The 26712-nt window shown below is 73.0% G+C and carries 25 protein-coding genes; 14 read left to right on the top strand and 11 right to left on the bottom strand.

All coding sequences use genetic code 11. The features are described from left to right. The 7 genes from AC3EU2_RS12435 (at position 1) to AC3EU2_RS12405 (ending at position 8557) form a co-directional block, all read left to right on the top strand. Positions 1-2013: a vWA domain-containing protein gene (locus AC3EU2_RS12435; RefSeq protein ID WP_488176610.1), complete on the top strand. Its 2013-nt coding sequence runs from the start codon at positions 1-3 to the stop codon at positions 2011-2013. 83 nt (positions 2014-2096) lie between these two features. Beyond that, a complete protein-coding gene (locus AC3EU2_RS12430) occupies positions 2097-3242 on the top strand; it encodes a glycerophosphoryl diester phosphodiesterase membrane domain-containing protein (RefSeq protein WP_488176609.1) in 1146 nt (381 codons plus the stop codon). Then, the gene (locus AC3EU2_RS12425; RefSeq protein WP_488176608.1) at positions 3239-3883 is read left to right on the top strand and encodes a DUF4129 domain-containing protein; all 645 of its coding nucleotides are present in this window, start codon (positions 3239-3241) and stop codon (positions 3881-3883) included. Before AC3EU2_RS12430 ends, AC3EU2_RS12425 begins: the two co-directional genes overlap by 4 nt. Next, on the top strand, positions 3880-5085 hold the full coding sequence (locus AC3EU2_RS12420) for a DUF4350 domain-containing protein (RefSeq protein ID WP_488176607.1): 1206 nt from the start codon (positions 3880-3882) through the stop codon (positions 5083-5085). Before AC3EU2_RS12425 ends, AC3EU2_RS12420 begins: the two co-directional genes overlap by 4 nt. Then, positions 5082-6092, top strand: coding sequence for an AAA family ATPase (locus AC3EU2_RS12415; RefSeq protein ID WP_488176606.1), 1011 nt, complete (start codon positions 5082-5084; stop codon positions 6090-6092). Before AC3EU2_RS12420 ends, AC3EU2_RS12415 begins: the two co-directional genes overlap by 4 nt. 7 nt (positions 6093-6099) lie before the next feature. Further along, a complete protein-coding gene (locus tag AC3EU2_RS12410) occupies positions 6100-7392 on the top strand; it encodes a DUF58 domain-containing protein (RefSeq protein ID WP_488176605.1) in 1293 nt (430 codons plus the stop codon). 247 nt (positions 7393-7639) lie between these two features. After that, entirely contained in the window at positions 7640-8557 is a 918-nt protein-coding gene (locus AC3EU2_RS12405) for a hypothetical protein (protein ID WP_488176604.1), read from the top strand. 113 nt (positions 8558-8670) lie between these two features. On the opposite strand, the gene AC3EU2_RS12400 is transcribed toward AC3EU2_RS12405, so the two are convergent. Continuing rightward, positions 8671-9666, bottom strand: a complete 996-nt coding sequence (locus AC3EU2_RS12400; protein ID WP_488176603.1) for a stage II sporulation protein M — start codon at positions 9664-9666, stop codon at positions 8671-8673. Between the two features lie 43 nt (positions 9667-9709). Between AC3EU2_RS12400 and AC3EU2_RS12395 the strand changes: the two genes are divergently transcribed. Beyond that, a complete protein-coding gene (locus tag AC3EU2_RS12395; protein ID WP_488176602.1) occupies positions 9710-10531 on the top strand; it encodes an RDD family protein in 822 nt (273 codons plus the stop codon). Positions 10532-10561: 30 nt separating this feature from the next. On the opposite strand, the gene AC3EU2_RS12390 is transcribed toward AC3EU2_RS12395, so the two are convergent. The 5 genes from AC3EU2_RS12390 to AC3EU2_RS12370 form a co-directional block, all read right to left on the bottom strand. Further along, positions 10562-11704 (bottom strand): adenosine deaminase, encoded by a 1143-nt coding sequence (locus tag AC3EU2_RS12390; RefSeq protein ID WP_488176601.1) that lies wholly within the window; start codon positions 11702-11704, stop codon positions 10562-10564. Then, positions 11704-12993: a thymidine phosphorylase gene (locus AC3EU2_RS12385; RefSeq protein ID WP_488176600.1), complete on the bottom strand. Its 1290-nt coding sequence runs from the start codon at positions 12991-12993 to the stop codon at positions 11704-11706. Before AC3EU2_RS12385 ends, AC3EU2_RS12390 begins: the two co-directional genes overlap by 1 nt. A gap of 30 nt (positions 12994-13023) precedes the next feature. Further along, positions 13024-13419, bottom strand: coding sequence for a cytidine deaminase (locus AC3EU2_RS12380; RefSeq protein WP_488176599.1), 396 nt, complete (start codon positions 13417-13419; stop codon positions 13024-13026). Then, on the bottom strand, positions 13416-14651 hold the full coding sequence (locus AC3EU2_RS12375; protein ID WP_488176598.1) for an amidohydrolase: 1236 nt from the start codon (positions 14649-14651) through the stop codon (positions 13416-13418). The genes AC3EU2_RS12380 and AC3EU2_RS12375 overlap by 4 nt, the downstream gene beginning before the upstream one ends. Positions 14652-14773: 122 nt before the next feature. Beyond that, positions 14774-15334 carry a GbsR/MarR family transcriptional regulator gene (locus tag AC3EU2_RS12370; RefSeq protein WP_488176597.1) on the bottom strand — a complete coding sequence of 187 codons (561 nt, stop codon included), beginning with the start codon at positions 15332-15334 and terminating at the stop codon, positions 14774-14776. Between the two features lie 53 nt (positions 15335-15387). Here AC3EU2_RS12370 and AC3EU2_RS12365 point away from each other — a divergent pair, with 53 nt between their 5' ends. Both AC3EU2_RS12365 and AC3EU2_RS12360 read left to right on the top strand, forming a co-directional pair. Next, complete coding sequence (locus tag AC3EU2_RS12365; protein ID WP_488176596.1) at positions 15388-16323, top strand: ABC transporter ATP-binding protein; 936 nt, start codon at positions 15388-15390, stop codon at positions 16321-16323. Beyond that, positions 16320-17912, top strand: a complete 1593-nt coding sequence (locus tag AC3EU2_RS12360) for an ABC transporter permease (protein ID WP_488176595.1) — start codon at positions 16320-16322, stop codon at positions 17910-17912. The genes AC3EU2_RS12365 and AC3EU2_RS12360 overlap by 4 nt, the downstream gene beginning before the upstream one ends. A 96-nt stretch (positions 17913-18008) precedes the next feature. Here AC3EU2_RS12360 and AC3EU2_RS12355 read toward each other — a convergent pair whose 3' ends face one another. After that, a complete protein-coding gene (locus tag AC3EU2_RS12355; RefSeq protein WP_488176594.1) occupies positions 18009-19088 on the bottom strand; it encodes a mannose-1-phosphate guanylyltransferase in 1080 nt (359 codons plus the stop codon). A gap of 96 nt (positions 19089-19184) precedes the next feature. Between AC3EU2_RS12355 and manA the strand changes: the two genes are divergently transcribed. Beyond that, complete coding sequence (manA, locus tag AC3EU2_RS12350) at positions 19185-20354, top strand: mannose-6-phosphate isomerase, class I (protein ID WP_488176593.1); 1170 nt, start codon at positions 19185-19187, stop codon at positions 20352-20354. A gap of 73 nt (positions 20355-20427) precedes the next feature. After that, positions 20428-21621, top strand: coding sequence for a glycosyltransferase family 4 protein (locus tag AC3EU2_RS12345; RefSeq protein ID WP_488176592.1), 1194 nt, complete (start codon positions 20428-20430; stop codon positions 21619-21621). 14 nt (positions 21622-21635) lie between these two features. Here the strand turns inward: AC3EU2_RS12345 and AC3EU2_RS12340 are convergent, their stop codons facing one another. Both AC3EU2_RS12340 and rfbA read right to left on the bottom strand, forming a co-directional pair. Further along, entirely contained in the window at positions 21636-22235 is a 600-nt protein-coding gene (locus AC3EU2_RS12340) for a dTDP-4-dehydrorhamnose 3,5-epimerase family protein (RefSeq protein WP_488176591.1), read from the bottom strand. Then, the gene (gene rfbA / locus AC3EU2_RS12335) at positions 22235-23113 is read right to left on the bottom strand and encodes a glucose-1-phosphate thymidylyltransferase RfbA (protein ID WP_488176590.1); all 879 of its coding nucleotides are present in this window, start codon (positions 23111-23113) and stop codon (positions 22235-22237) included. Before rfbA ends, AC3EU2_RS12340 begins: the two co-directional genes overlap by 1 nt. Before the next feature lie 65 nt (positions 23114-23178). On the opposite strand from rfbA, the gene rfbB reads away from it, so the two are divergent. Both rfbB and rfbD read left to right on the top strand, forming a co-directional pair. Continuing rightward, positions 23179-24186 carry a dTDP-glucose 4,6-dehydratase gene (gene rfbB / locus AC3EU2_RS12330; RefSeq protein WP_488176589.1) on the top strand — a complete coding sequence of 336 codons (1008 nt, stop codon included), beginning with the start codon at positions 23179-23181 and terminating at the stop codon, positions 24184-24186. Next, on the top strand, positions 24186-25040 hold the full coding sequence (gene rfbD, locus AC3EU2_RS12325; protein WP_488176588.1) for a dTDP-4-dehydrorhamnose reductase: 855 nt from the start codon (positions 24186-24188) through the stop codon (positions 25038-25040). The genes rfbB and rfbD overlap by 1 nt, the downstream gene beginning before the upstream one ends. A gap of 7 nt (positions 25041-25047) precedes the next feature. Here rfbD and AC3EU2_RS12320 read toward each other — a convergent pair whose 3' ends face one another. Then, complete coding sequence (locus tag AC3EU2_RS12320) at positions 25048-26187, bottom strand: YihY/virulence factor BrkB family protein (RefSeq protein ID WP_488176587.1); 1140 nt, start codon at positions 26185-26187, stop codon at positions 25048-25050. 2 nt (positions 26188-26189) lie between these two features. After that, positions 26190-26702 carry a 2'-5' RNA ligase family protein gene (locus AC3EU2_RS12315; RefSeq protein WP_488176586.1) on the bottom strand — a complete coding sequence of 171 codons (513 nt, stop codon included), beginning with the start codon at positions 26700-26702 and terminating at the stop codon, positions 26190-26192. Positions 26703-26712: the final 10 nt, after the last annotated feature.

Raw genomic sequence — 26712 nt, 5'->3', positions numbered from 1 at the left:
ATGAGCCGGTACCGCAGGTACGACGGCGGCGACCCGCTCGCTCCCCCGGTCGACCTCGCCGAGGCGCTCGACGCCATCGGGCAGGACGTCATGGCCGGGTCGTCCCCCGAGCGCGCGATGCGTGAGTTCCTGCGGCGCGGCGGCCGGGACGCGACGGGGCTCGACGACCTCGCGCGCCGGGTGGCCGAGCGGCGCCGGGAGATCCTCGAGCGCCACGACCTCGACGGCACGATGCGCGAGGTGCGCCAGCTCCTCGACACGGCGGTGACGGCCGAGCGCGGCCAGCTCGCCCGCGACATCACGATGGACGACGGCGACCGCGCGTTCCGCGAGCTCATGCTCGAGAACCTCCCCACCTCCACCGCGTCCGCGGTGAGCGAGCTGTCCGACTACGACTGGCAGAGCCGTGAGGCGCGTGAGGCCTACGAGCAGATCAAGGACCTCCTCGGCCGCGAGCTCCTCGACCAGCGCTTCGCCGGGATGAAGCAGGCGCTCGAGGGCGCCACCGAGGAGGACCGCGCGGCCGTCCAGGAGATGCTCTCGGACCTCAACGACCTGCTGGAGAAGCACGCCCGCTCCGACGGCTCGCCCGAGGCGACCGCCGACGTCGAACGCGCCTTCGCCGAGTTCATGGACAAGCACGGCGACTTCTTCCCCGAGAACCCCCAGAACGTCGACGAGCTGGTGGACGCCCTCGCCCAGCGCGCCGCGGCCGCCCAGCGGATGCTCGCCTCGATGACGCCCGAGCAGCGCGCCGAGCTCATGGAGCTGTCGCAGCAGGCCTTCGGGTCGCCGGGGCTGATGGAGCAGCTCGCGCGGATGGACGCCAACCTCCAGGCGCTGCGCCCCGGCGAGGACTGGTCGGGGTCGGAGACCTTCGAGGGCGGCGAGGGGCTCGGGCTCGGCGACGGCACGGGCGCGCTCCAGGACCTCGCCCAGCTCGACGCGCTCGCCGACCAGCTGTCGCAGTCCTACGGCGGTGCGCGCCTCGACGACGTCGACCTCGACGCGCTCGCCCGACAGCTCGGCGACGACGCCGCCGTCGACGCCCGGACCCTCCAGGAGCTCGAGCGCGCGCTGCGCGACAGCGGCTACCTCAGGCGGGGCTCCGACGGCGAGCTGCGGCTCTCGCCCAAGGCGATGCGACAGCTGGGCAGGTCGCTCCTGCGCGACGTCGCGGACCGGATGAGCGGCCGCTCCGGTGCCCGGGAGACGCGGACGTCGGGCCTCGCGGGTGAGCCGTCGGGCGCCACCCGGCGGTGGGAGTTCGGCGATACCGAGCCGTGGGACGTGCCGCGCACGATCACCAACGCGGTGCTGCGCGACGGCGGGTCGCCGGTGCGCCTGCGGATCGACGACGTCGAGGTCGTCGAGACCGAGGCCCGGACGCAGGCGGCGGTCGCGCTCCTCGTGGACACCTCCTTCTCCATGGCCATGGACGGCCGCTGGGTGCCGATGAAGCGCACCGCCCTCGCGCTGCACCAGCTCATCCGCTCGCGCTTCCGGGGCGACCAGCTCCAGCTCATCGGCTTCGGCCGGCACGCGGAGGTGATGGAGATCGAGCAGCTCACCGCGCTCGATGCGCGCTGGGCCAAGGGCACGAACCTGCACCACGCTCTGCTGCTGGCGAACCGGTTCTTCCGCCAGCACCCGAACGCCCAGCCGGTGCTCCTCGTCGTCACCGACGGCGAGCCGACCGCCCACCTCGAGCCGGACGGCCAGGTCTGGTTCGCCTACCCGCCCGACCCGGTCACGATCGCGCACACGGTCCGCGAGCTCGACGGGTCGGCACGGCTCGGGGCGCAGGTGACGTTCTTCCGGCTCGGCGAGGACCCCGGCCTGGCCCGCTTCATCGACTCGATGGCTCGGCGGGCGGGCGGGCGGATGGTCAGCCCCGAGCTCGACGACCTCGGTGTCGCGGTGGTCGGCTCCTACCTCGGCTCACGCGGGCCGGGAACCTCCTACCGCGACCACTTCGCCGACTGGCCGGGAGGTCGCGGCTTCTGGGCCTGACCCGGCTCTCGGCCGGGCCGCTCGAGACACCGGCGCCTCGGTTAGGGTTCTGAGCAGTTCACCGCCACGGGGAAGGCAACGCATTGAGCGACCAGGGTTGGACCGCACCCGGTCAGGGTTCCGGACGCCCGGACCAGGGGCCACCGCCGCCTCCCGGCGGGTATGCCGACCGGCCCGGTCCCGCCTCCCCGCAGGTCCCGCCGCCCTCCCGCTACGTCCCCCCGCCGGGCGGGTGGCTGCCGCCGAGGATGGACTTCCGGCCCGGAATCGTCCCGCTGCGCCCCCTGGGCATGAACGACGTCTTCGGTGGCGTCTTCCGCGCTGTCCGCGGCAACGTCGCCGCCACCGTCGGGCTGGCCGCCCTCACCTCGCTGGTCTTCCTCGTCCCGTTCACGGCGCTGGGGGCGTGGGTGTCGAGCCAAGAGTCCTCGGTCCCGCTCGAGGACTCGTTCGCCAGCAGCGACACCGCGGGCCTCATGGGCTCGCTCGGGTCGTTCATCCCGTCGATCGGGTCGTGGTTCTCGACGATCCTGCTCGCGGGGTTCCTCGCCTACGTCATCGGCCAGGCCGTGCTGGGCCGCAAGGTCAGCGCGGGTGAGACCTGGCGGGGCACGAGCCGCCGCATCGGGGCCCTCGCCGGGGCAACGCTGCTCACCTCGCTCGTCTTCGTCGTCTCGCTGGCCGCCATCATCGGGCTGCCCGTCGTCCTCATCGTCGCCGCCGACAGCACCGGCAGTGACGGGATGCTCGCCGCCGGGGTCCTCGCGCTCCTCGCGGGCGTGCTCGTCGCCGTCGTCCTCATGCTCTTCCTGTGGACCCGGCTCGCCTTCGTCACGCCCTCCCTCATCCTCGAGAACCTCCCCGTCGGGCAGGCGTTCGCGCGGTCGTGGCGGCTCACCGGCGGCCAGCCGTTCTGGCGCCTGCTCGGCATCCGCCTGCTGGCCTCCCTCGCGATCGGCATCACCGGCTCGCTCATCACCGCGCCCCTGGCCCTCATCGGCGCCGGTCTCGTGTTCGCGGGCCTCCCGATGGACCAGATGTACATCTGGCAGGCCGTCATCACCGGCGCCACCGGGGTCGTCGCGGGGGCGATCACGACCCCCATCACCGCCGGCATCGACTCCCTCCTCTACGTCGACCAGCGCATCCGTCGTGAAGGCCTGGACGTGCACCTCGTCCAGACGGCACAGGGCACCGCCGCCGCGCCCTGGCCCCGCGCCCAGGCATGACGCCGGGCCTCGGGCTCCTCGACGCGCCACCTCTCGACCCGTCCCGCACCGAGGGACGTCGCTGGCTCGAGGAGGAGCTGGCCAAGGCGCGGTACGACGTCGAGCCCAGCCTCTGGGACCGCTTCCAGGAGTGGCTCCTCGGGCTCTTCGACACCACCGGCCCCGGCCTGCCCTCGTGGGTCTTCGCTCTCGTCCTCCTCGTCGGGCTCGCGGTCCTGGCGCTCGTCGTCGGGCTGCTGCTCCGGCCCGAGGCCCGCTCCCGTCGTGGCGGTGACCACGGCGGCGTGCTCGACGACCGCGGAGTCGACGCCACGGCATACCGGGATCGCGCGCAGCGCGCCGTGAGCGACGGCGACTGGGAGACAGCGCTGCTCGACGCCTACCGGGCGATCGTCGCGTCGGCCGTCGAACGGACGATCCTCGACGAGCTGCCCGGACGGACCGCCCACGAGGCGTCCCTCGAGCTCTCGCGTGCCTTCCCGACGGAGTATGCCGGCCTGCGCAGCTCCGCCGACCGGTTCGACGCCGTCCGCTACGGCCACGACCGTGGCGTCGAGGCCGACGCCCGGGCCGTCCTCGCGCTCGACGAGCGGCTCGCCCGGGCCCGGCCCGAGCTGGCCGGCACCGTGGTGTCGTCGTGACCGTCACGGGCCGCTGGCGGCGCTCCGCCCTGTGGGCCCTCGTCGTCGCCCTGGGTGTCGGCGCCCTCGCCCGCATCGCCATCGTCTCCACTCCCCCCGGCGAGGCCATGGAGCCCGAGGGGGTCGGTCCCGCCGGAGCCGCCGCCCTCGTCGCCGTCCTGGAGCAGAACGGTGTCGACGTCGAACCCGTGACGTCCATCGACGAGGCGGCGTCCTCGCTCCGGGCCCGCCGCGCGGACACGACGGTCGTCGTCGCCAACCCGAGCAACCTCGGCACGGCGGCGGCGCGCTCCCTGCGAGAGTCCTCGACGGGTGTCGACCGCCTCGTCGTCCTCTCGCCCTCGACGGCGCAGCTGCGCGCGCTCGGCGCCGACGTCACGGCCCTGCCCGTCGGGGCCGGCGTGCAGGTCGACAGCCGGTGCGACATCGGCCCGGTCGACGAGGGCGACTCCCTCGTAGGGATCGACACGCGCTACGAGGCCGGGGACGCCGCCGACGCCGACGACGTCCGGGTCTGCTTCCCCCTGACGATCGAGTCGGCCGAGGGCGACGGAGGTGACGACGGCGGGGCCGGGGACCACGGCGCCGGGCTCGTCGACCTCCCCGCGTCGTCGGACCGTGCACCCCTGACCGTCGTCGGCAGCCAGACCGGGTTCGCCAACGGCGCGATCACGCAGGAGGACAACGCGGCCATCGCCCTCCGGCTGCTCGGCGGCTCGCCGCGGCTGGTCTGGTACCAGCCCGGCGTCGCCGACCTGGCCGCCGGCGAGGACAGTGGCGCGGAGGGCGGGCTGCTGCCGGCCTGGTTCGCCCCGGCGCTGGCGCTGCTCGCCACCGGGCTCCTCGTCCTCGCGCTCGTCCGCGGTCGGCGGCTCGGACGGCTGGTGCGCGAGCCGCTCCCCGTCGTCGTCCGCGCCATCGAGACCACGGAGAGCCGCGGCCGGCTGTACCGCCGCGCGCAGGACCGCCCCCGGGCCGCGGCCGTCCTCCGGCTGGCCACCCTCGACCGGCTCCGCTCGCGTCTCGGCCTGCGCCGCGGCGACCCCGTCGACGTCGTCGCCCGCGCGACCTCCGCCGCCACCGGGCAGCCGGTGAGCGAGGTCCTCGACCTCGTCGCCGGACCCCACCCCACCGATGACGCCGCCCTCGTGCGGCTCGCCCAGGACCTGACCGCACTCGAGGAGAAGGCACACCGCCCATGACCGAGAACCCCACGCCCCAGCTCGCCTCGCCCCGGCCGGCCGCGCCCCAGCCCACCGCGCCCGAGGCGCGTGACGCCCTGCTCCAGGTGCGCGCCGAGGTGGCAAAGGCCGTGGTCGGCCAGGACGCCGCGGTGACGGGCCTGCTCGTCGCCCTCCTCTGCCAGGGGCACATCCTCCTCGAGGGCGTCCCGGGTGTCGCCAAGACGCTGCTCGTCCGGTCGCTGTCGCAGGCACTCGACGTGCAGACCAAGCGGGTGCAGTTCACCCCCGACCTCATGCCGGGCGACCTCACCGGCTCGCTCGTCTTCGACGTCCGCACGAGCGACTTCACCTTCCGCCAGGGGCCGGTGTTCACCAACATCCTGCTTGCCGACGAGATCAACCGGACGCCGCCGAAGACGCAGTCGGCCCTGCTCGAGGCGATGGAGGAGCGCCAGGTCAGCGTGGACGGCGCGCCGCACCCGCTGCCGTCCCCGTTCATGGTGGCGGCGACGCAGAACCCCGTCGAGTACGAGGGCACCTACCCGCTGCCGGAGGCCCAGCTCGACCGCTTCCTCCTCAAGGTGACGCTGCCGCTCCCGCCGCGCGCCGACGAGGTCGCGGTCCTGCGGCGGCACGCCGACGGCTTCGACCCGCGCGACCTCGCGGCCGCGGGGCTGCGCCCGGTCGCCTCGACGACCGACCTCGAGGCCGGCGCGCACGCGGTCCGGCAGGTCGAGGTGAGTGACGACGTCGCGGCCTACGTCGTCGACATCGCCCGCGCGACGCGCACGTCACCGTCCCTCTCGCTCGGGGTCAGCCCACGCGGGGCGACCGCGCTCATGTCGACGGCGCGTGCCTGGGCCTGGCTCAACGGGCGCGGCTACACCACCCCCGACGACGTCAAGGCCCTCGCCCACGCGACGCTCGCCCACCGGCTGTCCCTGCGCCCGGAGGCCGAGCTCGAGGGGGTGGACGTCTCGGCCGTCCTCGACAGCGCCCTCGGCTCCGTCCCGGTTCCTCGCTGACCTGCTCATGGCCCTGACCGCCCGAGCCCTGTGGCTCGTCCTCCTCGGCATCGTCCCGGTGGTGCTCCGGCCCGCCGCCTCGACGGTGTGGCTGTGGCTGCTGCTGTGCGCGGTCGCCGCCGGCGTGGACGCCTGGCTTGCGCCCCGGCCGCGGGACCTGCACCTCGAGCGCGAGCTGCCGCCCTCGGTGCGGCTGGGCGAGTCGGTGCGGACCTCGCTCCTCGTCACCAACCCGGGGACCCGCACCGCCGTCGGGGTGCTGCGGGACGCCTGGCCGCCGTCCGCGGGAGCCGAGCTGACCCGGCATACGCTCCGCCTGGCCGGAGGCGAACGCACTCGGCTCACCACCGTCCTCACGCCGACCCGGCGCGGCGACCGGCATGCTGACCGCGTCACCCTCCGGCTGCGCGGGCCGCTCGGTGTCGCCGCACGGCAGGCGTCGGTCGACGTGCCGGGGCGGCTGCGCGTGCTCCACGCGTTCCCGTCGCGCCGGCACATCCCGAGCCGGCTCGCCGTGCTGCGCCAGCTCGACGGGCGGGCCGCCATGCGCACCCGCGGGCAGGGCACCGAGTTCGACTCCCTGCGCGACTACGTCGAGGGCGACGACGTGCGCTCGATCGACTGGCGCGCGACCGCCCGGCGACGCGACCTCGTCGTGCGCACGTGGCAGCCGGAGCAGCACCGCCGCATCATCATCGTGCTCGACTCCTCCCGCACGAGCGCCGGGCGCATCGGCGACGCCCCCCGGCTGGACTCGGGGATGGACGCCGCCCTCTTCCTCACCGCCATCGCCGGCCACGCCCGCGACCGGATCCACCTCATCGCCGGCGACCGGGTGGTGCGGGCCCACGTGTCCGGCCACGACCGCGTGCGCACCCTGCACGACGCCATCTCGGAGCTCGCGCCGGTCGAGGCCCAGCTCGTCGAGGCCGACTGGCGGCTGCTCGCCACCGAGGTGAGCCGGGTGGGTACCCAGCGGGCGCTCGTCGTGCTCATCACGCCGCTCGAGTCGTCCGCGCTGGAGGAGGGGCTGCTGCCGGTGCTGCCGGCGCTGGCGGCCCGGCACCGGGTCGTCGTCGCGTCGGTCTCCGACCCGGCGGTGGACCTGCTGCGGGCCGGGCGGGGTTCGGCGACCGAGGTGTACGCCGCCGCGGCGGCCGAGCGCACCGTCGCCCTGCGTGGTCGGACGGCCACGGCGTTCCGCTCGCTCGGGGTCGAGGTGCTCGACGAGACGCCGGACCGGCTGCCGCTCGCCCTCGTCGACCACTACCTCGCCCTCAAGCGCCAAGGCCTCCTCTGACCCCGCCCTCGCCTCCCGTCCCTTCCCTCGCAACGTCAGCGCCAACGGTCGTTCTAGCAACCACCGACGCTGACGTCCCGGCACCACCCCGCGCTTGCGTCAGCGCCGAGGGTCGTTCTAGCAACCGTTGGCGCTGACGTCATGCGTATGCCGGGTGCCGTCCACAGCGGCTCGGCCCGCCTTCCGGTGTCCACAGGCCGCCAATTCACCCCTGTGACCGGCCCGCCCGAACCCACATCGTCGACGCATGCCGCTCCAGCGACCCCGCCCCGACATCACTCCCCTGATCGAGGAGCGGCTCGGCATCCTGCCGATGTCGGAGCTTCGCGCCGCCGGGGTCACACGCGGGCAGCGGCGGGCTCACGTGGCGCGCGGCACGTGGCAGGTGCTGCCCCGAAAGGGAGTGCTGGCGTTCACCGGCGCCCCGACCGGCGAGGCCGCGTGGCGTCATGCCCTCCTGTCCGTGGGCCCGAGTGCCGCGCTCGGAGGCATCACGGCCCTGCACGCACACGGCCTCGTCGGGTTCACCGAGCCGTCCCCCCACGTGTGGGTCCGACGCGGCGACGAGAAGTCCCCCACTCCGGGCGTCGTCCTCCACGAGACCCGACGGTGGGGCGCCGAGGACGTCGTGACCGCTGGGATCCGTCGATCGACACCACCCGTGGCAGCGGTCCAGGCTGCTCTCTGGTCGGTGAGCGTCCGCCAGGCCATGCTCTGCCTCGTCATGCCCATCCAACAACGGATCGTCCGCGCCGAGGACGTCCAGAGGGAGCTGGAGCGCGTCAGACGGCACCGGTTCCGCAAAGCGTTGCGGGCCGGCATACGCGACATCGCGCTGGGAGCCGAGTCCCTCAACGAGCTCGACTTCACCGCCGAGTGCCGGCGACGGGGGCTGCCCGAGCCGACTCGACAGGTGGTGCACCGGCTGCCGACCGGTCGGGTGGTCCTCGACGCCCGATGGGAGCGGTACGGCGTCGTCGTCGAGGTGAACGGCGCGGGGCACGACGCGCTCGACGTCGCGATGCGGGACGAGCTGCGCCTCACGGATCTGCAGGCGGAGGGTGAGGCAGCGATCCCCCTGTCGGTGCTCACCCTGCGGTGCGACCCGGACCCGTTCTTCGACGCCCTGGCACGACTCCTCAGAGCACGCGGGTGGCAGGGGTGAGCGGCGCCCCGCACCGCGGCCCCCAGGCACCCGCGCAACGTCAGCGTCAAGGGCCGCTAGAACCGCCGTTGACGCTGACGTTGCGGAGGAAGGGGAGGGGAAGGGGGGGTGGGTCAGGCGGCGACGGGGGCCGAGGCGGACTGGTCGCTCTCGGCGACGTCGCCGGTGACCCCGGCCCGTGCGGCCCGGCGCCCCGCGACGAAGACGTACGCGAAGAAGAGGGACTCGGCAACGACGCCGATGAGGATGCGCGCCCAGGTCGGCAGGCCGGACGGCGTCACGAACCCCTCGATCCCGCCGCTGACGAAGAGGACGACGACGAGCCCCAGGGCGATCCCCGCCGCCGTGCGACCCTCGGCGGCCAACGAGTCGAGCCGCGAGCGGGGTCCCGGCTCGATCCAGGACCAGAACAGGCGCAGCCCCACGGCCGCCGCGACGAAGACCGCCGTCAGCTCGAGGAGCCCGTGCGGGAGGATCAGCCCGAAGAAGAGCGCCCCCCGGTCGTAGCTGACCATGAGGCCGCCCGCGATCCCCACGGCGATGACGTTCTGCGCGAGGACCCAGAGGACCGGCAGCCCGAGGACGCCGAGCGCGATGCACTGCGCCGCGACCCACGCGTTGTTGAGCCACACGAGCGTCGCGAACTCGTGGTGCGGGAACTCGGAGTAGTAGTTCTCGAAGTCCGTGCCCACGTAGGCGTCGATCTCGCGCTGGGTCATCTGCTGGGTGAACACCTCGGGGTGCCGCACCGCCCACGCCCCGACGACGAACGCCAGCACCACGCTGCCGAGCATGGTCGCGAGCCACCAACGGCGGGTCCGGTAGAGCGCCGCCGGGAAGGTCTGCGTGAAGAAGGCTCCGAGGTCTCGCCAGGTCGTGGCTCGACTCCCCGTGGCCGTGTGCCGCGCGCGGGCGAGGACCGACGAGAGGTAGCTGACCAGCGACGGGTCCGGGCTCGCCGAGCGCACGACCGAGAGGTGCGTGGACACGCGCTGGTAGAGGTCGAGCAGCTCGTCGGACTCCGCGCCGGTGAGCCGACGGCGGCCGGCGAGCTCCTCGAGCCGGCGCCACTGACCCACGTGGGTGGCGATGTAGGCGTCGAGGTCCACGCCGTCACTCTATGCGCCGGTGCCGCGGGATAGCCTCGGCTGCATGAGCGTGGACGGCGGGTACCGCACCTACGCCGGCGACGACCTCGTCACCGGCGAAGGAGTCTCGGTCGAGGTCCCGGTGGCCAGCGTGCCCAGCCGGGTCGGCTCCCGGCTCATCGACCTCGTCATCACCTTCGCCCTCGCGCTCGGCAGCTTCTTCGGTGCGGGCATGCTCGTCGGCGGCATGTCGGACGCGGTGGCGCAGGCCGCCGGGATCCTGCTCCTCGTCTCGCTCACGGTGATCCTGCCGGTCGGCTTCGAGGTGCTGACCAAGGGCCGCAGCCCCGGCAAGTACGCGCTCGGGCTCTGCACCGTCCGGGACGACGGCGGGCCGATCACGCTGCGGCACAGCGTCATCCGTCACCTCGTCGGATTCGTCGAGTTCTACCTGCTGCAGGGCGCGCCGGCCATCGTCGCCGCCGTGGTCCACCCGCGGGCGAAGAGGCTCGGGGACATGGCGGCGGGGACCTATGTCATGTCGCTGCGGCACAAGCTCCAGGTCACCGTTCCACCCGAGGCCCCGGCGGCGCTGGAGCACTGGGTCCGGGCCGCCGACATCGGGCCGCTGCCGGCGTCACTGGCCATCGGCGTGCGCCAGTTCCTCACCCGCACCGGCGGACTCACGCCGCAGGCGCGCCACCACCTCGGCCACGACCTCGGGGAACAGGTGCTGCGCCACGTGTCGCCGCAGCCCCCGCCGGGGATCCACCCGGAGTGGGTCCTGCGTGCCGTCCTCGCCGAGCGGCGGCACCGTGACCTCGCCCGGATGCAGGCGGAGGCGGCTCGCGCCCGGCGCGTCCTGCCGCCCGACCCCCTGGCCTGAACACCGCCACGAGGACGGCGACGGTGAGGGTCAGGTCGCGGCGAACAGGGCGGCATACCCCGGCTTGACGACCCGCTCGATGATGGCGAGCCGCTCGTCGAACGGGATGAACGCGGACTTCATCGCGTTGATCGTCGCCCACCGCAGGTCGTCGAGCGTCCAGCCGGCCTCGTCGACGAGGAGCTGCATCTCGCGCGACATCGACGTTCCCGACATGAGCCGGTTGTCGGTATTGACCGTGACGCGGAACCGCAGCTCCTTGAGCAGCGAGATCGGGTGTGCCGCAACGGACTCCGCGGCACCCGTCTGGAGGTTGGAGGTCGGGCACATCTCCAGCGGGATGCGACGGTCACGCACGTATGCCGCGAGCCGACCGAGCGTGTGCGTGTCACCGTCGTTCGTGATGTCGTCGACGATGCGGACTCCGTGGCCGAGCCGTTCGGCGCCGCACCACTGGATCGCCTCCCAGATGCTCGGCAGCCCGAAGGCCTCGCCGGCGTGGATGGTGAAGTGGGCGTTCTCGCGGCGGAGGTACTCGAAGGCCGAGAGGTGCCGGCTCGGTGGGAAACCCGCCTCGGCGCCGGCGATGTCGAACCCGCCGACTCCCTGGTCGCGATAGCGGATCGCCAGCTCGGCGATCTCGTCGCTCTTGGCGGCGTGACGCATGGCGGTGAGCAGCGAGACCATCCGGATCGGCGTGCCGGCCGCGGCCGCCTCGGTCTCACCCTCGCGCAGTCCCTCGAGGACCGCCTCGACGACCTCGGTCAGGGCGAGGCCCCCCTCGACGTGCAGCTCCGGGGCGAAGCGCGACTCGGCGTAGACCACGCCGTCGGCGGCAAGGTCGAGGGCGCACTCGCGCGCCACGCGGCGCAGCTGTTCGGGCGTCTGCATGACCGCGACGGTGTGGCTGAACGTCGAGAGATAGCGCTCCAGCGAGCCGGAGTCGGCGCTGTCACGGAACCAGCGCCCGAGCTCGTCGGTGTCGGTGGCCGGCAGCTGGTCGTAGCCCGACTCGGCAGCGAGGTCGATGATCGTCTGCGGCCGCAGGCCACCGTCGAGGTGGTCGTGGAGGAGCGCCTTGGGGGCGCGCGCGACGATGTCGGCGGAGACGGCAGGCACGGCGGACGAGCCGGGGACCACGGACTCGGCGGAGGCGACGGAACCGAGGGTCATCAGGAGATCCTGTCGATGAGGAGGGGGAGGAGGTCGGGGCGCGAGCCCTCGGGAGCGATGGTGAAGCCGCCCTCGAGCGCCTCCTTCGCGCGCTCGAACCGCTCGGGGGTGTCGGTGTGCAGGGTCATGAGCCTCTCGCCCCCGCGCACCACGGCGCCGGGCTTGGCGTGCAGCTCGATGCCGGCACCGGCCTGCACCGGGTCCTCCTTGCGGGCACGACCGGCGCCGAGCCGCCACGCGGCGACTCCCACGGCATACGCATCGAGCTGGGTGAGCACACCGTCGGCCGGAGCGAGGATCTCCTCGGTGTGCCGGGCGACCGGCAGCTCCGCGTCCGGGTCGCCGCCCTGGGCCGCGATCATCCGGCGCCACGCGTCCATGGCTCGGCCGTCCCGGAGCGCCGCGGCGACGTCGTCGCCGTCGCGACCGGCCGCGGCGAGCATCTCCTGCGCGAGGGCGACGGTGAGCTCGACGACGTCCTCGGGACCGCCGCCGGCGAGCACCTCGACCGACTCCCGCACCTCGAGCGCGTTGCCGGCGGTCAGGCCGAGCGGGGTCTGCATGTTCGTGAGCAGGGCGACCGTCTTGACGCCCGCATCCGTGCCGAGCTCGACCATCGTGCGCGCCAGCTCGGTCGCGTCCTCGCGGTTCTTCATGAACGCCCCGGACCCGACCTTGACGTCGAGGACGAGGGCGCCCGTGCCCTCGGCGATCTTCTTGCTCATGATCGAGCTGGCGATGAGCGGGATGGCCTCGACGGTCCCGGTGACATCGCGCAGGGCGTAGAGCTTCTTGTCGGCCGGCGCCAGGCCCGTGCCGGCCGCGCAGATGACCGCGCCCACGTCGTCGAGCTGGGCCAGCATGGCCTCGTTGGTGAGGTCGGCGCGCCACCCGGGGATCGACTCGAGCTTGTCGAGGGTCCCGCCCGTGTGGCCCAGGCCGCGTCCGGACAGCTGTGGGACGGCGACGTCGAAGACCGCGACGAGCGGCGCCAGGGGCAGCGTGATCTTGTCGCCGACACCACCGGTCGAGTGCTTGTCGGCGGTCGGGCGCGACAGCGACGAGAAGTCCATCCGCTCGCCGCTCGCGATCATCGCCGCGGTCCACGTGGCGATCTCGCGCCGGTTCATCCCGTTGATCAGGACGGCCATGGCCAGAGCGCTCATCTGCTCGTCGGCGACCGCTCCGCGCGTGTAGGCGTCGATGACCCAGCGGATCTGGTCGTCGCTCAGCTCGCGCTTGTCCCGCTTGGTGGTGATGACGTCGACGGCGTCGTGGCTCTCGCTCATGGCGTCATCATGTCACCCACCGCGGGGCCGTCAGATCTGTCGGAGATTCTCCGGCCCGAAGGCCTGCGGAAGGATCTGCTCCATGGTTCGGATGCCCTCGGGCGTCATGACGAGGCATGCGGCGCCGCCGTTCTCCCACAACAGCTGTCGGCACCTGCCGCAGGCCATGAGGGGCTCGCCGCGGCCGTCGACGCAGGCGACGGCGACGAGCCGGCCCCCGCCGGTCGCGTGCAGCTCGGAGACCATCCCGCACTCGGCGCACAGGGCGACGCCGTACGCAGCGTTCTCGACGTTGCAGCCGGCCACGATCCGGCCGTCGTCGGTGAGCCCGGCGACGCCCACGCGGTAGTTCGAGTACGGCGCATAGGCGAGTGCTGTCATCTCGACGGCCTTCTCCCGCAACGCATTCCAGTCGATGTCACTCATTGGCCTGCCTCGATCGTGATGGAGTGGAGGTCGGCGAGCCGGTCGCCACCGGCCTTGACGGTGTGTGCGACGACGACCGATGCCAGCAGCCGGGCACCGACGCCGATCGAGTCCTCGTCGATGACGACGTCACCTTGGTGCAGGTCGAAGGTGCGGCCGCCGGGGGTGCGGGTCCCGAGGCGCGCCATGGCGCCGGGAGCGTGCGGGAGGTACCACGAGTAGTCCTCGCCGCCCAGGGACTGCAGCGTCGGGGCGACCTGCAGGCCGGCGCCGAGGCACGCGAAGCGCAGCGCGTCGATGGCGTCGGTCTGGTTGACGACCGGTGGCACGCCCTTGATGCGCTCGAGCCGCGCGTCGACCCCGTAGGGGGACACGACTCCCTGGACGATCTCGTCGAGCAGCGGCCCGACGGTGGCCCAGGCCTCGGCGTCGAGCATCCGCAGCGTCCCGCTGCACTCCCCCGTGCTCGGGATGACGTTGCTCGCCGTCCCGGCCCTGATGACGCCCCAGACGAGGGCGGCGCCGGCGCGCGGGTCGAGCCGTCGGGACAGCGCGGCCGGCACGTCGGTGACGACCTTGGCGAGCGCGTAGGTGAGGTCCTCGGTGAGCTGGGGGCGCGAGGTGTGACCTCCCCGACCGGTGAGGACGACCCGCAGGTGGTCGCACGCGGCGGTGATCGGCCCCTCGCGCAGCCCGACCTGTCCGACGTCGAGCGACGGGTCGCAGTGCAGCGCGAAGATCGCGTCGACCCCGTCCATGACCCCGGCCGCGATCGCGTCGTGCGCGCCTCCGGGCATGACCTCCTCGGCCGCCTGGAAGATCGCGCGGACCGCGGTGCCCCGCTCGCGCAGGTCCTGCTCGAGCTCCCTGAGGGTGAGCATCGCGCCGAGGAGGGCGCTCACGTGGACGTCGTGGCCGCACGCGTGCGCGACGCCGTCGACGGTGGAGGAGAACGGGAGCCCGGTGCTCTCCTGCACGGGCAGGGCGTCCATGTCCGCGCGCAGGGCGACCCGGTATGCCGGCTGCTCGGCTCCGACCTCCGCGACCAGGCCCGTGCCCGGGAGCCTGCGAACCCGCACCCCGGCGCGGTCGAGGCGCGCCGCGACCGCCTCGGTGGTGCGCGACTCGAGGCGCGCCAGCTCCGGGTGGGCGTGGAGGTCGCGCCGGAAGTCGATGAGCTCGGGCAGCGCCGACGCGACGCTGGCTCCGATCGCGGTGAGGGTGTCAGTCATGAGACCGCCATGCTACTGGCGCCCGCCCCTTCCGCCGTGCGCCCTCGTTGCGTCAGCGCCGATGGTCGCTCTAGCGACCACTGGCGCTGACGCAAGCAGGAGGGGGGTGGGTGGGTCCCGGGTCAGCGGGTGCGGGGGTGGGGGTGGGGGTGGGGGTGGGGGCGGGTGCGGGTGCGGGTGTAGGCGTCCCACCGGGCAAGGATGCCCTGCATCTCCTCGGTGACGAACTCGAGGAACTCGCGGGACAGCTGCAGCCGCTCCCCCGCGCTCGACCCGGCGCCGAGGTGGGCGACCCCGTCGGCGAGCGCCGCGATGATCGGTGCGTAGACCTGGTCGGTGCTCGTCAGGGCGCCGTGCCACGCGTCGTCGAGCACGACGAACACGTCCTTGCGCCCCCCGCGCTCCCGCTCGCGCCGGAGCAGGCCCACGTGGCCGAGGTAGCGGACGGCACCGGACACCCCCGCCGGGCTGACCGAGAGCTCCTCGGCGACCTCCGCGGCGGTCATCCGCCCGTCCTCGTCGACGAGGAGGGCGGCGAACACGCGGGCGGGCATGGGTGGGAAGCCTGCCGCGGCGAGCGCGGCCCCGAGCCGCTCGACCACGGCGTGCGAGACCTCGTGCGAGACCTCGCGCGCCTCGGCAGGGACCGAGGGAGGAGGGATCGCGGTGGAACGGGACGGCATACCTGCGAGTTTAGAGCATTCACGAACTTGTGAAACCGCTGTAGATTGGGGACGTGAACGTCATCGAGACCCGCGACCTGCGCAAGACGTTCGGGCCCACGGCGGCCCTGGACGGACTCGACCTCACCGTCCCCGAGGGTGAGATCCACGGCTTCCTCGGCCCCAACGGCGCCGGGAAGTCCACGACGATCCGCATCCTCCTCGGACTCCTCCGGTCCGACTCGGGCACGGCCACGGTGCTCGGCGGCGACCCGTGGCGGGACGCGACCGAGCTGCACCGACGCATCGCCTACGTGCCGGGCGACGTCGCGCTCTGGCCCAACCTCACCGGCGGCGAGACGATCGACCTCCTGGCCCGCCTGCGCGGGGGGATGGACGGGCAGCGCCGACGCGACCTCGTCGAGCGGTTCGGCCTCGACCCGACGAAGAAGGCCCGGTCCTACTCGAAGGGGAACCGCCAGAAGGTCGCCCTCATCGCCGCCCTCGCCTCCGACGCGTCCCTGCTGCTTCTCGACGAGCCCACCGCGGGCCTCGACCCGCTCATGGAGCACGCGTTCCAGGACGAGCTGCGGGCTGCCAAGGGGCGCGGGCATTCGGTGCTGCTCTCGAGCCACATGCTCAGCGAGGTCGAGCACGCGTGCGACAGCGTGAGCATCGTGCGCGATGGGCGCATCGTCGAGTCGGGCACGCTCACGCAGCTGCGCCACCTCTCCCGCTCCACCGTCCACGCCACGGTGAGCACCCCGGTCGGACGAGGCATCGCGCAGTGGCCCGGCATCGAGGACGTCCTCGTCGATGTGACCGGCACCGACATCCGCTTCTCTGTCGAGGCCGCCCACGTCGGCGACGCGGTCAGCCGGCTCGACGCCCTCGGGATCACCGCCCTCACCTGCGAGCCGGCGAGCCTCGAGGACCTCTTCCTCGCGCACTACGCCGTGGCGACGCCGGCCGCCCGGGAGGGTGAGCAGCTGCGGGCGCGGGTGCCATGACCGCCCTCGCCGGCACCGGCACCCTGCTGCGGCTCGCGTGGCGGCGTGACCGCGTGCTCATCCCGGTCAGCCTCCTCGCCCTCACCGTCCTGTCCGTCGGATCGGGGCAGGCGACCCTGGCGCTCTACCCGAGCGAGGCGGCCGCGCGCGACGGGCTGGGCTCGGTCCTCGCCAACCCGGGCATCGTCGCGATGTACGGCCCGATCGGCGCCCTCAACCGGGACGCGCTCGCGGTGTTCAAGACGGTGCTCATGGGTGCGGTCTTCGTCGGGCTTCTTGCGTATGCCGTGGTGCGCCGCCACACACGCGTCGAGGAGGAGGTCGGTCGCCTCGAACTGGTCGGATCCGGAGTGGTCGGACGCAGGGCACCGCTGGTGGCCGCCGTCACCCTCGCCGGACTCGCCGTCGTCGGGGCGGGAGCCCTCTCCGCCGTCGGCCTCACCCTGGTCGGCCTCGACCCGGTCGGGTCGGCCGCCCTCGGGGTGGCGTGGGTCGTGGCCGGCACGGCGATGATCGGCGTCACCGCGGTCGCCGCCCAGCTCACGGCCAGCGCCCGGGCCTGCGCCGGCATCGCCCTCGGCGTGATGGGGGTGATGTTCCTCGTGCGCGCGATCGGCGACACGACCGGTGGCGCCGCAGGGGTGCTGACGTGGGCCAGCCCGTTCGGCTGGGCCAGCAAGGTCGCCGCCTACGGCGCGAACCGGTTCTGGGTCCTCGCCCTCGCGGTCGCCTTCGCGCTGGCCCTCGTGGCGCTCGCGTTCTGGCTGCTCGAGCATCGCGACCTCGGTGCGGGACTCGTGCCCGCGCGGCCGGGGCCGGACCGCGGCAGCGAGACCCTCGGTACCCCCGTCGGCCTCGTGTGGCGCCTCGCCCGGCCCTCCGTCGTGGGCTGGCTCGTGTCTTTCGTCGTGCTTGGCGGCGTCCTCGGCAGCCTGCTGCCCGCCGTCGCCGAGATGGCCGAGGACCCGGGAATCGTCGAGATGCTGCGGATGCTGGGCGGCAGCGCCGGGACCATCACCGACATCTTCCTCGCGACCGAGCTCGCTTTCGTCTCCGTGGCGGCCTCGGCCGCAGGTGTCGCCATCGCCCTCCGGATCGTGGGCGAGGAGAACGCCGGTCGCGGTGAGTCGGTGCTGGCCACCTCGACTTCGCGCTCCTCCTGGCTGGGCGCACACGCACTTCACGCCTTCGCCCTCCCCGCGACCCTGGTCCTCACGATGGCACTCGTCATCGGGCTCGTCGGTGCGGGGAGTGCGGGTGTGCCGGGCCTCGGTGAGCTCGTTGCGGCCGGTGCAGCGCGCATCCCCGCGATGGCGGTCATCGTCGCCGTCGCGCTGCTCGCGGCCGCGGTGACCCCGACGTGGGCGCCGGCCATCAGCTGGAGCGTGCTCGCGCTCACCTTCGGACTGGGCGAGCTGGGGCGGACCATCGGGCTGCCCGACTGGATCATCCAACTCTCGCCGTTCGCCCACGTCCCGAACCTGCCCGGCGGGGAGTGGGCTTGGACGCCGGTGCTCGTGACCGCCGCGGTCGCCGCGGCGGTCACGGGAGCGGCGTTCGCGGCATACAAGGTCCGCGACGCCGCCTGACCCGGCCTGCCCCCTCACCTCCCCTCTCGCAGCGTCAGCGTCGACGGTTGCTAGAGCAACCGTCGACGCTGACGCAAGGGGAAGCGGGCAGCGGGATCAGGTGAGGTCGGTGCGGCCGAGGGCCTTGAGCTGCTCGACGATGTGCTTGACGTCCTGGGCCCGCTCCCTCGTCGTGACGAGCACCGCGTCCCCCGAGTCGATGACGACGACGTCCTCGAGCCCCACGACGGCGACGGGTCGGCCACCGCGCGGGGAGACCAGACCGGTGGAGTCGACCGAGTGCACCAGGGACGCGTCGCCGAGCACCCGGGGGCCGCTCTCGGGCGCGGGCAGCAGCGCGGCCAGGCTCGAGAAGTCACCGATGTCGTCCCACGCGAAGTCACCGGGGACGACGGCGACCACCCCGATGTCGGCCGCCGGCTCGGCGACGGCGTGGTCGATCGCGATCTTCTCGAGGGTCGGCCACACCTCCTCGAGCCGCCCGGGGTCGGCCGCGATGGCTCGCACGCCGTCGGCCATCTCCGGGTGCCACCGGCGCAGCAGGTCGAGCAGGATGCTGGCTCGCACGACGAACATGCCCGCGTTCCAGCGGAACTCACCGGTGGAGAGGTAGGCCGCGGCTCGCCCGGCGTCGGGCTTCTCGACGAACTGGCGCACCCGTCGGGCGGTGGGGGCCCCGGCGATCGTCGACCCCATCTGGATGTAGCCGAAGCCGGTCGACGGGTGGGTCGGCTCGATGCCGATGGTCACGACCAGCCCGTCTCGGGCCACCTCGACGGCCTCGGCGACACACCGGTGGAAGGCCTCGGCGTCCGGGATGACGTGGTCGGCGGCGAACGACCCGATGACCGCCTCGGGGTCTCGGGCCTCGACGAACGCGGCGGCCAGGCCGATCGCCGCCATCGAGTCGCGTGGCGCCGGCTCGGCCAGCACCTGGTCGTCACCGAGCGAGGGCAGCTGCTCGCGCACCGCGGCGACGTGCGCCGTGCCGGTGATGACGACGACCCGCTCCCCCACGAGCGGCGCGACCCGGTCGAGGGTCTGCTGCAGCAGGCTGCGTCCCGAACCGGTGAGGTCGTGCAGGAACTTCGGATGGCCCGCCCGGGACAGCGGCCAGAGCCGCGTCCCCGCACCCCCAGCGGGGATGACGGCCCAGAACCCGGGAATCTCTGCCATGGGCGTCAGCGTAGTCACGCCGAGCGGGCGGCCCGACCCGCGCCGACTAGGCTCCGTGCCGAGTCAACACACGTCGTCCTGGGTAAGGGTCATGGCATGGATCTGTTGGAGCCGGTGCTGTTCACCGACGCCTGGGGGTCCCACGTGTCGATCGCGAGCCTCCAGGGCCGGGGCATCCCGAGCGCCGAGCCCGAGTCCGAGCTGTGGATGGGCGCCCACGAGAGCGGCCCCTCCGGGATCAGGAGGGACGGCGTGGCCACCACCCTCGCCGAGGTCATCCGGCAGCACCCGGTCGCCGAGCTCGGTGAGCGGTGCGCCGCTGACTTCGAGGGCCGGCTGCCGTTCCTGCTCAAGGTGCTGGCACCGGGTCGGGCGATCTCCATCCAGGCGCATCCCACCGCCCAGCAGGCTCGAGAGGTGCGCGAGCGCGACGGCGACGCGACCTACGTCGACGACTGGGCTAAGCCCGAGCTGCTCGTCGCGATCGCCCCCTTCACGGTGTTCGTCGGGATGCGCACCCTCGACGAGGTCAGCGCGTTGGCGAAGCGGCTCGGCGTCCCGCGGCTCACATCGCTCGTCGAGGCGGCTGCCCGGGAGCCGGACCCGGAGCACGCCCTGCTCCGCTCGATCCTCGCCGTGCCGCACGACGATCACGTCGGATTCGTCCGCGAGCTCGTCGCCGCCTGCGTCCGGGCCTCGGCCAGCCCGGACGACGAGGGCCACCAGTGCGCCGCCATCGCCCACGTCGCCGAGGACCACCCAGACGACATCGGCATCGCGGTCCTGCTGCTCATGTACCACCGGGTGCTCGAGCCGGGCGAGTACGTCGACGTGCCCGCAGGGGTCCTCCACTCCTACGTCAGCGGTCTCGGCATCGAGGTCCTCGCCAACTCCGACAACGTCGTCCGGGCGGGACTGACGCACAAGCAGATCGACGTGCCAGAGCTGCTGCGCATCGTCGACCCCGACGAGGACGGCTGCGTCGGCCACCCCGAGCCCGATCCAGAGCTCCCCGCGACCGTGCGCTTCCCCAGCAGGTCCGACCGGTTCGCCCTGCGCCGCCTCAGTGCGCCCGCCGACGTCGTCCTGCCCGGTGACGGCACGCCGCGCATCGTGTTCTGCCTCCACGGCGAGGTCACCCTGACCACCGCGGGGGCGAGCCTCGAGCTGGGACCGGTGCGGGCGGCATACCTCTCCGCGCGGGACCAGAAGGTCTCGGTGACGGGCAGCGGCGAGGTCTACCTCGTCACGCTCCCCGGCGTCTGACGTTCACGCGCTGCTCACCCGACCCACCAGCGCCCGCCGCCGCATCGGCACCCGTGCGCGCCACCGTGGGCACGTGCGCATCGCCCTGGTGACGGAGTCGTTCCTGCCGACGCTCAACGGCGTGACGACGAGCGTATGCCGCGTGGCCCAGGGCCTGCGCGCGCTCGGCCACGAGGCCCTCATCATCGCGCCCGGGCCCGCGCCGGAGTCGTTCGAGGGGTTCGCCGTGCGCGGGCTGCCGTCGTTCTCCGTGCGTCAGTTCCCCACGGGCCTGCCGACGCCGGCGCTGCGTCGGGCCATCGACGACTTCGCCCCCGACGTCGTCCACGCCGCGTCGCCGTTCGTCCTCGGGGCCCGCGCCCTCCAGCTCGCCCACCGCACCGGCACACCGTCCGTCGCGATCTACCAGACCGACATGCCCGGCTACCTCGCGCAGCGCGGACCCGGTCGCCTCGGGGCCGGTGCGGCCGAGGCCTCGTGGCACTGGATCCGCCGGATGCACGGCCACGCGGACCTCACCCTGGCGCCCTCCCGCGCGACCCTGGCGGAGCTCCGCGCGCGCGGCGTGCCCCGCACCGACCTGTGGGGACGCGGTGTCGACACGACCGTGTTCTCGCCGCGCTGGCGCACCGCCCCGGACGGTGCGGCCCTGCGCCGGGCGCTCGCACCGGGCGGCGAGGTCGTCCTCGGCTACGTCGGTCGGCTCGCCCCCGAGAAGGAGCTGTGGCGGCTCGCCGAGGTGGCGCGCCTGCCGGGAACCCGGCTCGTCGTCGTCGGCGACGGTCCCAGCCGCGCCGAGGTGGGGGCCCTGCTCACCGAGGCGGTCGCCACGATGCCGGGCCGCCCCAACCGTTCACCGCTCTTCCTCGGTCGCCAGAACGGTGTGTCGCTGGCGCAGGCGTATGCCGCGTTCGACGTGTTCGTGCACACCGGCACCCGCGAGACCTTCGGCCAGACCCTCCAGGAGGCGGCGGCGTCCGGGGTACCCGTGGTCGCACCGGCCCGGGGCGGGCCGCTCGACCTCGTCGACCACGGCCGCACCGGCCTGCTCTTCGACCCGGACCGGCCGGGGTCCCTGCACGACCACGTGGCCGCGCTCGTGGCCGACCCCCGCCGGCGCGTGGCGATGGGGGCGGCCGCCGAGGAGGCGGTGCGCGGGCGCTCGTGGGAGTCGCTCACCGAGCAGCTCGTCGGTCACTACGAGGTGGCGCGGGTCGGGCGTTCGGAGCGGACGCCGCGCTCGGCGCTCCCGGCGCCAGCGGCCTGACCCAGCGTCGTGACTCAGCCTCGGCGCGAGGCCATGTGCGCCTGCCACGCGGCATACGTCGGCAGGAGACCTGACCGCTCCGCCTCGGCGAGCGTCGGAGCGGCCTCGTCCTTGGCGGAGAGCGTCACCGCGAGGGCGGCCGGGAGGTCGAGCCCCACCGCCGGGTCCAGCGGGTGGATGCCGTGCTCACCGGTGGGGTTCCAGGTGGCGGTCACGAGGTACATCGCCGTGGTGTCGTCCTCGAGCGCGTGGAAGGCGTGCCCGAGCCCTTCGCCGATCCAGACCGCGCGCCGGTCGACCGTGTCCAGCAGGACGGAGTCCCACTGCCCGAAGGTGGGCGAGCCGACGCGCAGATCCACTACGTAGTCGACGAGCGAACCGGTGAGCGCGGTGACGTACTTGCCCTGGCCCGGCGGGACGTCGGCGAAGTGGATGCCGCGGACGGTCCCCTTCGAGGACACCGACACGTTGGTCTGGACGATGTCCGGCCGGTGGCCGAGGCGCTCGGCCAGCAGGTCGCCGCGGAAGGACTCGAGGAAGCGGCCGCGGCCGTCCGCGATCTGCCGCGGCGTGACGACGTACGCGCCCTCGACCGCGAGCGGCTCGATCTGCATCAGGGGAGTTCCTTGCCGTGCTCGAGGCACGCATGGATGTAGCCGCCGTAGCCACTCCTCACCTGGGCGTCGCCGAGGGCGCGGAAGCTCTCGTCGTCGATCCAGCCAGCCCGCCACGCGATCTCCTCGACGCAGCCGATCTTCGTGGCCTGCCGGGCCTCGATGAGGTGGACGAACTGGCTCGCGTCCATGAGCCCCTCGAAGGTCCCGGTGTCGAACCACGCGGTCCCCCGCGGCAGCACCGTCACCGCGAGGTCGCCTCGCTGCAGGTAGACGTCGTTGACGGCGGTGATCTCGAGCTCGCCCCGCGCACTGGGCTTGAGATCGCGAGCGATCCCCACCACGTCGTTGTCGTAGAAGTAGAGGCCGGGCACGGCGTAGCCCGACCGGGGCGCGGCCGGCTTCTCCTCGATGGAGAGCACCCGGCCGTCGTCGTCGAACTCCACGACGCCGTACTCCGTGGGGTTGACCACGTGGTGGGCGAAGATGTGCCCGCCGCTGACCCCGGAGAGCGTCTGGAGCGATCGCCCGAGCCCGGCGCCGTAGAAGATGTTGTCCCCGAGCACGAGCGCCACGGAGTCGGACCCGATGAAGTCGGCGCCGATGACGAAGGCCTGGGCGAGGCCGTCGGGACTGGGCTGGACGGCATACGAGAGCTCGATCCCCCAGTCACTGCCGTCACCGAGGAGGCGCACGAACTGCTCGCGGTCCTGCGGGGTCGTGATGATGAGGACCTCGCGGATGCCCGCCATCATCAGCGTGGACAGCGGGTAGTAGATCATCGGCTTGTCGTAGACGGGCATGAGCTGCTTGCTGATGGCACGCGTGATCGGGTGCAGACGTGTGCCCGAGCCCCCCGCGAGGATGATCCCCTTCATGCGCCGAACCCTATCGATCCGTCAAGAGTGATCCGCAGGAACGGTCCATCAGTACCCTGAGCACCGTGCGCATCCTCGTCACCGGCGGAGCCGGCTTCATCGGGTCGAACTTCCTCCACCTGACCGCCGACACCCGCCCCGACGCGACGATCACGGTCCTCGACGCGATGACGTATGCCGGGAACGCGGCTTCGCTCGCCGGGCTCGACGACCGCGTCCGTCTCGTCGTGGGTGACATCACCGACGCGGGGCTCGTCGACGGACTCGTGTCCCAAGCCGACCTGGTGGTCCACTTCGCCGCCGAGTCGCACAACGACAACTCGCTGACGGACCCGTGGCCGTTCGTGCACACCAACGTCATCGGGACCTACACGTTGCTCGAGGCCGTGCGCCGCCACGGCACCCGGTTCCACCACGTCTCGACCGACGAGGTCTACGGCGACCTCGACCTCGACGACCCGGGCCGGTTCACCGAGGCCACGGCCTACAACCCGTCCAGCCCGTACTCCTCGACCAAGGGAGCCAGTGACCTGCTCGTGCGCGCGTGGGTCCGCTCGTTCGGCATCGCCGCGACGATCTCGAACTGCTCCAACAACTACGGCCCGCGCCAGCACGTCGAGAAGTTCATCCCGCGCCAGGTCACCAACGTCCTCGACGGCATCCGCCCCAAGCTCTACGGCGACGGCCTCAACGTCCGCGACTGGATCCACGTCGACGACCACAACCGGGCCGTCTGGACCATCATCGAGCGGGGGCAGGTCGGCGAGACCTACCTCATCGGCGCGGACGGCGAGGTGGACAACAAGACCGTGGTCCGCGACCTCCTCGAGCTCATGGGCAGGGACGCGGACGACTACGACCACGTCACCGACCGGGCCGGGCACGACCGGCGCTACGCCATCGACCCGACCCGCCTGAGGACCGAGCTCGGCTGGGCCCCGGAGTACCCCAGCTTCCGTGAGGGGCTCGCCGCAACGATCGAGTGGTACCGCGACAACGAGGACTGGTGGCGACCGCAGAAGGACGCGACCGAGGCCAAGTACGCCGCCGTCCAGAGCATCGTCCCCCGCTGATGGCGCGCTGGCTCGTCACCGGGGCGGGCGGCATGCTCGCCCACGACCTCCTCCCCCTGCTCGTGGACGCCGGCCACGAGGTCACGGCCGTGCGCCACGCCGACCTCGACATCACCGATCCCGCTGCGTGTGACGCCGCGGTCGCCGGTCACGACGTCGTCGCCAACCTCGCGGCATACACCGCCGTCGACCGGGCCGAGACGGAGGAGGCGCAGGCCTTCGCCGTCAACGCGGTGGGCGCCGCGAACGTCGCTCGCGCATCGCACCGGCACGGGGCTCGCCTCGTCCACGTCTCGACCGACTACGTCGTGGCCGGCTCCGGCTCGACCCCGTATGCCGCGGACGCTGTGGTCGCGCCGTTGTCGGCGTACGGGCGGACCAAAGCCGCGGGCGAGTGGGCCGTCCGGGCCGAGTGCCCCCAGTCGTGGATCGTTCGGACCGCTTGGCTCTACGGCGCCGGGGGAAGTAACTTCGCCACGACGATGCAGCGCCTCGCCGCCGAGCGGGACACCCTCACCGTCGTCGCGGATCAGATTGGGCAGCCGACCTGGACCGCCGACCTGGCCGAGGGGATTCTCCGCCTCGTCGGGACCGAGGCCCCCTTCGGGACCTGGCACGGCACCTCTGCCGGGCAGACCTCGTGGCACGGGTTCGCCCGAGCGGTCTTCGAGGAGCTCGGGCTCGACCCCCAGCGGGTGCAGCCGATCAGCACGATCGACTTCCCGACTCCGGCACCGCGTCCTGCCTACAGCGTGCTGGCCCACGACATGTGGGCCTCGGCGGGCATCGACGCCCTCCCTGACTGGCGGGACGCCCTGCACCGAGCCGCCCCGAGCGTCCTGCGAACCACCTGAGCCAGACTCAGCGCCCGCGGATGACGCGGCGCATCAGCCGCCCGGCTACGCCCAGGCCGGTCGCAGCAGCGGCACCCAGCACGGCGCCCAGGGCGAGGTTGACCCGGTCGTCGGTACGCCGGGCCGAGGGCGCCACAACCTTCCCCGTGTACGGACCGGGTTCCGCAGGCTCCAAGGACGCCGGCGGTCGTCCGAGCCACACCGGGTCCTCGACGTCGGGGTCCAGAGAGGCCGAGACGGGCAACGCGGGACCCTCGACGAGCTTGTCGCGCTCGCCCTGCGAGAGGTTCTCGGCCGCGTCGGACTCCAGCGAGTTCGCCGACCACGCTGCCGAGAGCAGGATGATGCGCGACAAGAAGTTGAGCCACGCGAGGAGGCCGACCACGAGCGCGATGGACGCGAACAGCGGGTTGTCCGTCGTCCCGGCGATGAGGCTGGTGCCGAGCACCTTGAGCAGGGTGATGCCGATGCCGCCGACGACGGCGCCGCCGACCAGCCCGCGCCACGGCACGTCGACGCCGGACAGCAGCCGCAGCATGACGAGCACGACGAACCCGTCGAGCAGCGCGCCGATGACGAGGGCGACCGCACGCAGCAGCCACTGCTGCTCCCCGAGTCCGATGGCCTCGGCGACCCACGACGTGAGGGCGCTCGCGACCCCGGTCACGGCGGCGGACACGAGGATCGCCAGCCCGAGCAGGACGAGCACGCCGAGGTCGCGCAGCTTGGCCGTGACGACGTTGCCCGGCGCCCCCTCCGCACCGAAGATCGTGCGCACGCCGTCGCGCAGCGCACCGAGCCAGCCGAGACCGGCGAACAGCAGTCCCCCGAGACCGACGAGACCCGTCACCGTCAACGCGCCGCCACCGGGCGCCTCGATCGGGATGAGCCCCTTGTCCCCGTCCTTGACGAAGCCGGGGAGCGTGTCGTTGAGGTAGTCCCTGATCTGGTCGAGCCACTGCTGGTTGTCCTGAAGCAGGACCCCGAAGATCGTGAACGCGAGGGCGACGACCGGGAAGATCGAGAAGAACGCGAAGTACGCGACGCCGCCGGCGAGCAGGTTGCCGCGCGAGTCGCCGTAGCGCTTCCAGGCCTTCCACAGCGGGGTGCCCTGCACCCGGGCCCAGAGAGCCTTGACCTTGTCCATGCTCAACCCTTCAGGGCGAAGGTCGACCGGGGTCGCCACACCCCGTCGTCGGTCTGGTGGAACAGCTCGATGGAGCCGACCTCGAAGCTGCAGCGGAAGGCGACGAGCTCGTCGAAGGCGACGTCGAGGTCGGCCTCGCTGAGGTGGTGGGCCACGGTGACGTGGGGGTGGTAGTTGAACTCGAGGTGGCGCTCGACCGGCCCGCTGCGCACGTCGCGCTCGAGCAGCTCGCACTGCGAGATCCCCAGGGACACCTGGACGAAGACCACCGGTGACAGCGGGCGGAAGGTGCCGGTCCCCGAGAGCGCCATGCGGAACGGCGGGTGCGTCGCGGCGACGTCACCGAGATGGTCCTCGAACGCCTCGAGCGCCCGGTCCCCGATCTCGGTCGGCGGCAGCAGCGTGACGTGCGGGGGGATGAAGCGCGCGAGCGGGTCACCGAAGCGCTCCCGGGCGTCCTGCAGCACCGACCCGTGGGGTTCGGGCACGGTGATGGCCACGCCGTGACTGGGCACGCCGGCGACC

The organism is Knoellia sp. B-D-2 (genome assembly GCF_057714695.1).
This window is presented reverse-complemented; position numbering and strand designations above follow the sequence as displayed.

Coding starts and splice junctions, on each gene's coding strand:
- rfbA (WP_488176590.1), bottom strand. CDS start 23,113: ATGAAGGGGATCATCCTCGCGGGGGGCTCGGGCACACGTCTGCACCCG.
- AC3EU2_RS12355 (WP_488176594.1), bottom strand. CDS start 19,088: ATGGCAGAGATTCCCGGGTTCTGGGCCGTCATCCCCGCTGGGGGTGCG.
- AC3EU2_RS12435 (WP_488176610.1), top strand. CDS start 1: ATGAGCCGGTACCGCAGGTACGACGGCGGCGACCCGCTCGCTCCCCCG.
- AC3EU2_RS12340 (WP_488176591.1), bottom strand. CDS start 22,235: ATGCAGATCGAGCCGCTCGCGGTCGAGGGCGCGTACGTCGTCACGCCG.
- AC3EU2_RS12385 (WP_488176600.1), bottom strand. CDS start 12,993: ATGAGCGAGAGCCACGACGCCGTCGACGTCATCACCACCAAGCGGGAC.
- AC3EU2_RS12320 (WP_488176587.1), bottom strand. CDS start 26,187: ATGGACAAGGTCAAGGCTCTCTGGGCCCGGGTGCAGGGCACCCCGCTG.
- AC3EU2_RS12415 (WP_488176606.1), top strand. CDS start 5,082: ATGACCGAGAACCCCACGCCCCAGCTCGCCTCGCCCCGGCCGGCCGCG.
- AC3EU2_RS12405 (WP_488176604.1), top strand. CDS start 7,640: ATGCCGCTCCAGCGACCCCGCCCCGACATCACTCCCCTGATCGAGGAG.
- rfbD (WP_488176588.1), top strand. CDS start 24,186: ATGGCGCGCTGGCTCGTCACCGGGGCGGGCGGCATGCTCGCCCACGAC.
- AC3EU2_RS12380 (WP_488176599.1), bottom strand. CDS start 13,419: ATGAGTGACATCGACTGGAATGCGTTGCGGGAGAAGGCCGTCGAGATG.
- AC3EU2_RS12425 (WP_488176608.1), top strand. CDS start 3,239: ATGACGCCGGGCCTCGGGCTCCTCGACGCGCCACCTCTCGACCCGTCC.
- manA (WP_488176593.1), top strand. CDS start 19,185: ATGGATCTGTTGGAGCCGGTGCTGTTCACCGACGCCTGGGGGTCCCAC.
- AC3EU2_RS12395 (WP_488176602.1), top strand. CDS start 9,710: ATGAGCGTGGACGGCGGGTACCGCACCTACGCCGGCGACGACCTCGTC.
- AC3EU2_RS12370 (WP_488176597.1), bottom strand. CDS start 15,334: ATGCCGTCCCGTTCCACCGCGATCCCTCCTCCCTCGGTCCCTGCCGAG.
- AC3EU2_RS12360 (WP_488176595.1), top strand. CDS start 16,320: ATGACCGCCCTCGCCGGCACCGGCACCCTGCTGCGGCTCGCGTGGCGG.
- AC3EU2_RS12390 (WP_488176601.1), bottom strand. CDS start 11,704: ATGACCCTCGGTTCCGTCGCCTCCGCCGAGTCCGTGGTCCCCGGCTCG.
- AC3EU2_RS12375 (WP_488176598.1), bottom strand. CDS start 14,651: ATGACTGACACCCTCACCGCGATCGGAGCCAGCGTCGCGTCGGCGCTG.
- AC3EU2_RS12410 (WP_488176605.1), top strand. CDS start 6,100: ATGGCCCTGACCGCCCGAGCCCTGTGGCTCGTCCTCCTCGGCATCGTC.